The sequence below is a fragment of the Stenotrophomonas sp. PS02289 genome (assembly GCF_029960115.1).
In the GTDB taxonomy this organism is placed as follows: Bacteria; Pseudomonadota; Gammaproteobacteria; order Xanthomonadales; family Xanthomonadaceae; genus Stenotrophomonas.
Genome location: NZ_JASCOZ010000242.1, coordinates 1 through 4,918 on the forward strand (window position 1 = coordinate 1; position 4,918 = coordinate 4,918).

Here is a 4,918-nt window from a genome sequence, read left to right on the forward strand (position 1 = left end):
GTTTGCGGGACCGTCAAAAACATGGACGTTTTTGACGAGCCTCCATGGACGGATTCACGGCGTGTCCCGCAAACCCACCCTGGCACGCCCAAGCACGGGAACCGATGACCACCGGCTGTTCGCCCAAAACCAACAGCAGCCGGGCAGAGCCCGGCTCTACGTACCGATTGCAATCGCAACCCAGCAGAGCCGCGTCAGGACATCACGCGGGCACGAACCACCAGGCGATGGAGGCGAGGATGGCGGGGACGGACTGGATGAAGAAGATGCGCTTGTTGACGCTGTAAGCGCCGTACAGGCCGGCCACGATCACGCAGCCGAGCATGAAGTTGACCAGCATCGGCAGGTGATCGAACAGACCCCAGAACAGGCCTGCGGCGAGGAAGCCGTTGTACAGGCCCTGGTTGGCCGCGAGAACGCGGGTAAGTTCGGCCTTCTCCGGCGTGTTGCGGAAGGTCTTCAGGCCCAGCGGCCTTGTCCAGAGAAACATCTCCAGCACCAGGAAGTACACGTGCAGCAGGGCGACCACCAGGGTCAGGATCAGCGCGGTCCAATACATGGGCTAGCCTCGAAGGAATGCCGACAGCTTACTCCGCCCGCTCCTGCGGCAGCTTCTTTTCTTCGCGCAGCACGCCGAAGGCCGATGCGGTCATGATCGCGGCTGCCAGCACCCCGCCTGCAAACACCGCTGATGAGCCGAACAGCGAGAGCGCCTTGTGCAGCCAGGTGAAGCTCAGGTCCGCGCCGCGGTACACCACCGTGTCGATCGCTGCACCGGCCTTGTAGCGCCACTGGCGGTCCACACGCGTGTAGATCGTCTCGCGGGCCGGCTTGCCCAAGGCGAACTCGCTGGCACGCGTCATCACCTGCACGATCGCCACCATCACCGGCAGCGGCGAAGCCGCCAGTACCGAGAAGCCGGCAATGATCGCAAAGCCGGGAATCAGCAGCGCCGGCGCAATACCGAAGCGCGACAGCAGCCAGCGGGTCAGCCCCAGCTGCAGCACCAGCGTCAGCGCGTTCACCGCCAGGTCGACCCGCGAGAAGAATGCCGTGCTCGCCGCCGGATCGGTGTACAGGCGGCGCACGATGGACGCCTGCTCGTTGTACAGCAGCGTGCCCACCCCTACCCCGAACACCACCATCGCCGCCAGCCAGCGCAGCAGCGGCTCGCGCGCGATCAGCTTCAGCCCGTCCAGCACGCTGCCGCCCATCGGCGTCTCACCCGACACCAGCTGCGCCTGCTGCTCACGTGCCACCGCCCACAGGCGCAGTCGCCAGATGCAGACCAGGCACACGCACAGGAAGCCTGCCGACACCAGCATCAGATTGGCGATGCCCACCCGCTGCACCAGCGAGGCGGTCAGGATCGGCCCCAGAAACGCGCCAATCGTTCCCGCCGCGCCGATGTAGCCGTAGTAGGCACGCGCCTGCACGTTGGAGAACACGTCCGCCATGAAGCTCCAGAACACCGCCACCGCGAACAGGTTGAACACCATTACCCAGAAGAAGAACGCCATGCCGCGGCCGGGCACGTTGCTGTTGAACAGCCCGTAGAAGCCCAGCAGGGTGACGATGAAGAAGCCGTACACGACCGGCAGGAACACGCGGCGGGGGTAGCGGCTGACCAGCGCGCCGTACAGCGGTTGCAGCACCAGCATGATGAGGAACACGCAGGTAAACAGGAACTGCAGCACGAAGTCCTGCAGGGCGATGCCGTGGCCGGCGAACCAGGCGATCAGCGCCGGCGGGAAGACCGTCTGCAGGTCTGCCGAAGCCGCCATTGCCTCGCGCACCGGGCGCAGCACGTAGTAGCCACTGAGCAGGCAGAAGAAGTACAGCCCCGCCCACAGCAGCGGCGGCGACTGGCGTAACGACTGACGTAGACCCGGGCGAGCGTGACCGGCGGCATCCGGGGTGCTCATCGCGCGCGGATCCGGCGCGGCAGGCTTGGCGGCAACGACATCGTGAACAATCCGGGCGGGCGGTGCGCGCACGGTAAACGATGCACTGCAACACCGCCAGTCTGGCCGAGCTGAACAGGGAGGTGACGCAGCAGGTCAGAAACCGTACAAAAATCACCATTTTTCAATGTGATACGCATTCATCTTCGCTTCGTTTGTGCAATCACGAAAAGCGGCGCTAGAATCGGTCACAGCAGTCGCGCACGGGCCCCATACGATGAAACACAACAGCAGGCGCCGACCGATCCGTTCGGCGGCCACCGGATTGCTGGGCATGCTGATGCCCATCGCCCTGTCTTCCACCGCTCAGACACCGGCGGCAACGCCGGCCGCGTTCCCGGTCAACATCGAGAACAGCGCCGCTGCCAACGTGCCCCACACCCAGCCTGCGGCGTACCGCACCACGTCGCTCGCGCCCAAGGTGCAGGCACCGGCTGAAACCTTCAACGTGGCCGCCATCGAATCGATGGCCCAGCAGCTCACCTACGGCGAGCGCGTGCCGGGCATGGCGGTGGCCATCGTGCAGGGCGGGCGCGTGCTCAGTGCGCGCGGCTATGGCGTCACCGACGTCAACAACCCACAGATCGTCGATGCCCACACCGTGTTCCGCCTGGCCTCGCTGTCCAAGGCCTTTGCCGGCACCATGGCCGGCCTGCTGGTCAACGACGGCACCCTGCGCTGGGACAGCAAGGTCACCGACTATGTGCCCGGCTTCCAGCTGAGTTCGCCCGAAGCGACCGAACGACTGACCGTGGCCGACCTGCTCAGCCACCGCGTCGGCCTGCCTTACAACGCCTACGACCGCGATATCGAAGCCAACGCGGAGTACTACACCCTCACCCACAAGCTGGCCTCGACGTCGCTCAAGTGTCTGCCGGGCGATTGCTACGCCTACCAGAACGTGGCCTTCAGCCTGATCGGCGACGTGGTGTATGCCGCCTCGGGCAGCTTCTACGAGCAGTCAGTGGAGCGTCGTCTGTTCAAGCCGCTGGGCATGAATGACGCGAGCATGGGCCTGGCCGGCATCCAGGCCAGCTCACGCTGGGCCCGACCGCACGTGCGCAGCCGTAACGGCTGGGTGTCGCTCAACCCGAAGCCGACCTACTACCGTCTGGCACCGGCCGCTGGCGTCAACGCCAGCGCCAGCGACATGGCGCAGTGGCTGCTTGCCCACACCGGGCATCGTCCCGACGTGCTGCCGGCACCGCTGCTGGCCACCCTGCATTCGACGCTGATCAACACGCCGGGCGAAATGCGCTCGGGGTGGCGCCGCCAACGCCTGCACTCGGCGGGCTACGCCTTGGGCTGGCGCAACTTCGACTATGCCGGGCATGAAGTGATCTTCCACGCCGGCGCTGTGCAGGGCTACCGTGGCCTGGTCGCGCTGGTGCCGGAGCGGGATCTTGGCATTGCGATCATGTGGAACGGCGAGAGCAGCCTGCCCAGCGGCCTGCTCCCGACGGTGCTCGACCAGGCGATGGGCCTGCCGAGCCAGCGCTGGCTGGACGTGGATACCGACTTCGGTAGCGACAACCTGATGGTGGAAGACAGCGCGCCGGCGCCGGGCAAGCGCAAGGGCGCTTCGGCGGATCGAGCGGTGGCATCGCCGCGGTAAGCCCTGCTTACCCGGAAGGAATTGAAGAAGGCGGCCGATGGCCGCCTTCTTCGTTGAGGAGTACCGACCAACGGTCGGTACCTACCGTCCGCACCCACATGCGTGGGTACGTCAGCGGGGAGGTGTTTTTTTCGCCTGCGGCGCAAAAAAAAACCCCCTCCCCGCTGGGCATCCGGGGAAGGGGGTTTCAGGTACGGCTATCGGGAATGGATCAGATCAGCGGTGCCGGGGTTGCCGGCAGAGCGACCGGTGCGGCCTTCTTCTTGCGGACCGCCGGCTTGCGCTTGGCGACCTTCTTCACTGCCTTCTTGGCCGAAGCCTTCTTGGCGGTGGCCTTCTTGGCGACCTTGCGGACAGCCTTCTTGGCACCGGCCTTCTTGGCGACCTTGCGGACGGCCTTCTTGGCGGTCTTCTTGACGGCCTTCTTGGCAGCCGACTTCTTGGCTACCTTCTTGACGGCCTTCTTTGCACCGGCCTTCTTGGCGACCTTACGGACGGCCTTCTTCGCGGTCTTCTTGGCAGCCTTCTTGGCGGTCGCCTTCTTTGCGACCTTCTTGACGGCCTTCTTCGCCGTCTTCTTCACTGCCTTGCGGGCAGCGGCCTTCTTGGCGACCTTCTTGACAGCCTTCTTGGCGGTTGCCTTCTTGGCTGCCTTCTTCACGGTCTTCTTGGCCGCAGCCTTCTTTGCGACCTTCTTGACGGCCTTTTTAGCGGCCGGCTTTTTCTTCGCAGCTTTCTTGGTTGCCATGGGATGGCTCCTCGTCAGTGATCTATGGAGTTGAAACGCCCAGTTGAAACAAACCCGCTCAGCTGTTGCCTGGCGGGGACCGCCGTCGCGTCATGCGCGTCGTGACGGATACGGTGATGCCTGCCATGTACCACCCGGCAGGAATCGTATGAGGGGTGCCCTTGCTTTTCACCGAGGGAAGCGAAGCCGACTCCACCGTCATCGGACTCGAGGCGGATGTCCTGGTTGTGCTTCGCGACTGGATGTCGATTCTGCTCACTCTCTTGGCAGGCAAGGTCTGCTGGGCGAAACCTAATCACGCTTTTTTTGACTGTCAACAACCCCCGCGAAAAATTTTCACGCCGCCCCCCTCTTACGCACGCCCCGAAGCGGTGTCCGGAGCGCCCTTCGACGCCTTCGACGACGCCGTTGCGACAACGCGCCAGACCCGCCACGCGTCCGCGCACTGAAAGAAAAACACTTAAAAGAAGCACTTTCGCAAATGAGGCGAACACATGCGACGGTCGGTGCGATGACGAGGGCGGCGTGGGGGGGGGGGGGGGGGGGGGGGGGGCGCGGGGGGGGGTGTGTTAAACAGACCGCCCCCCCCCC

5 protein-coding genes are annotated in these 4,918 nt (G+C 64.7%); 3 read left to right on the top strand and 2 right to left on the bottom strand.

The window, feature by feature from the left end; translation table 11 throughout:
- Positions 1-202: 202 nt before the first annotated feature.
- Positions 203-559: a DUF1304 domain-containing protein gene (locus QMX83_RS20145; protein WP_282298417.1), complete on the bottom strand. Its 357-nt coding sequence runs from the start codon at positions 557-559 to the stop codon at positions 203-205.
- A gap of 28 nt (positions 560-587) precedes the next feature.
- Positions 588-1,925, bottom strand: coding sequence for an MFS transporter (locus tag QMX83_RS20150; protein WP_282298418.1), 1,338 nt, complete (start codon positions 1,923-1,925; stop codon positions 588-590).
- 256 nt (positions 1,926-2,181) lie between these two features.
- Here QMX83_RS20150 and QMX83_RS20155 point away from each other — a divergent pair, with 256 nt between their 5' ends.
- From QMX83_RS20155 to QMX83_RS20165, 3 genes are all read left to right on the top strand, one after another.
- Positions 2,182-3,579 carry a serine hydrolase domain-containing protein gene (locus QMX83_RS20155; protein WP_282298419.1) on the top strand — a complete coding sequence of 466 codons (1,398 nt, stop codon included), beginning with the start codon at positions 2,182-2,184 and terminating at the stop codon, positions 3,577-3,579.
- Between the two features lie 263 nt (positions 3,580-3,842).
- Positions 3,843-4,361, top strand: a complete 519-nt coding sequence (locus tag QMX83_RS20160) for a hypothetical protein (protein WP_282298421.1) — start codon at positions 3,843-3,845, stop codon at positions 4,359-4,361.
- Positions 4,362-4,488: 127 nt separating this feature from the next.
- Positions 4,489-4,776 (top strand): hypothetical protein, encoded by a 288-nt coding sequence (locus QMX83_RS20165; protein ID WP_282298420.1) that lies wholly within the window; start codon positions 4,489-4,491, stop codon positions 4,774-4,776.
- The last annotated feature ends 142 nt before the right edge of the window (positions 4,777-4,918 follow it).

Bases quoted from the DNA above. Each gene is read 5' to 3' on its own strand.
- QMX83_RS20145 (WP_282298417.1), bottom strand. From the start codon at position 559: ATGTATTGGACCGCGCTGATCCTGACCCTGGTGGTCGCCCTGCTGCAC.
- QMX83_RS20150 (WP_282298418.1), bottom strand. From the start codon at position 1,925: ATGAGCACCCCGGATGCCGCCGGTCACGCTCGCCCGGGTCTACGTCAG.
- QMX83_RS20155 (WP_282298419.1), top strand. From the start codon at position 2,182: ATGAAACACAACAGCAGGCGCCGACCGATCCGTTCGGCGGCCACCGGA.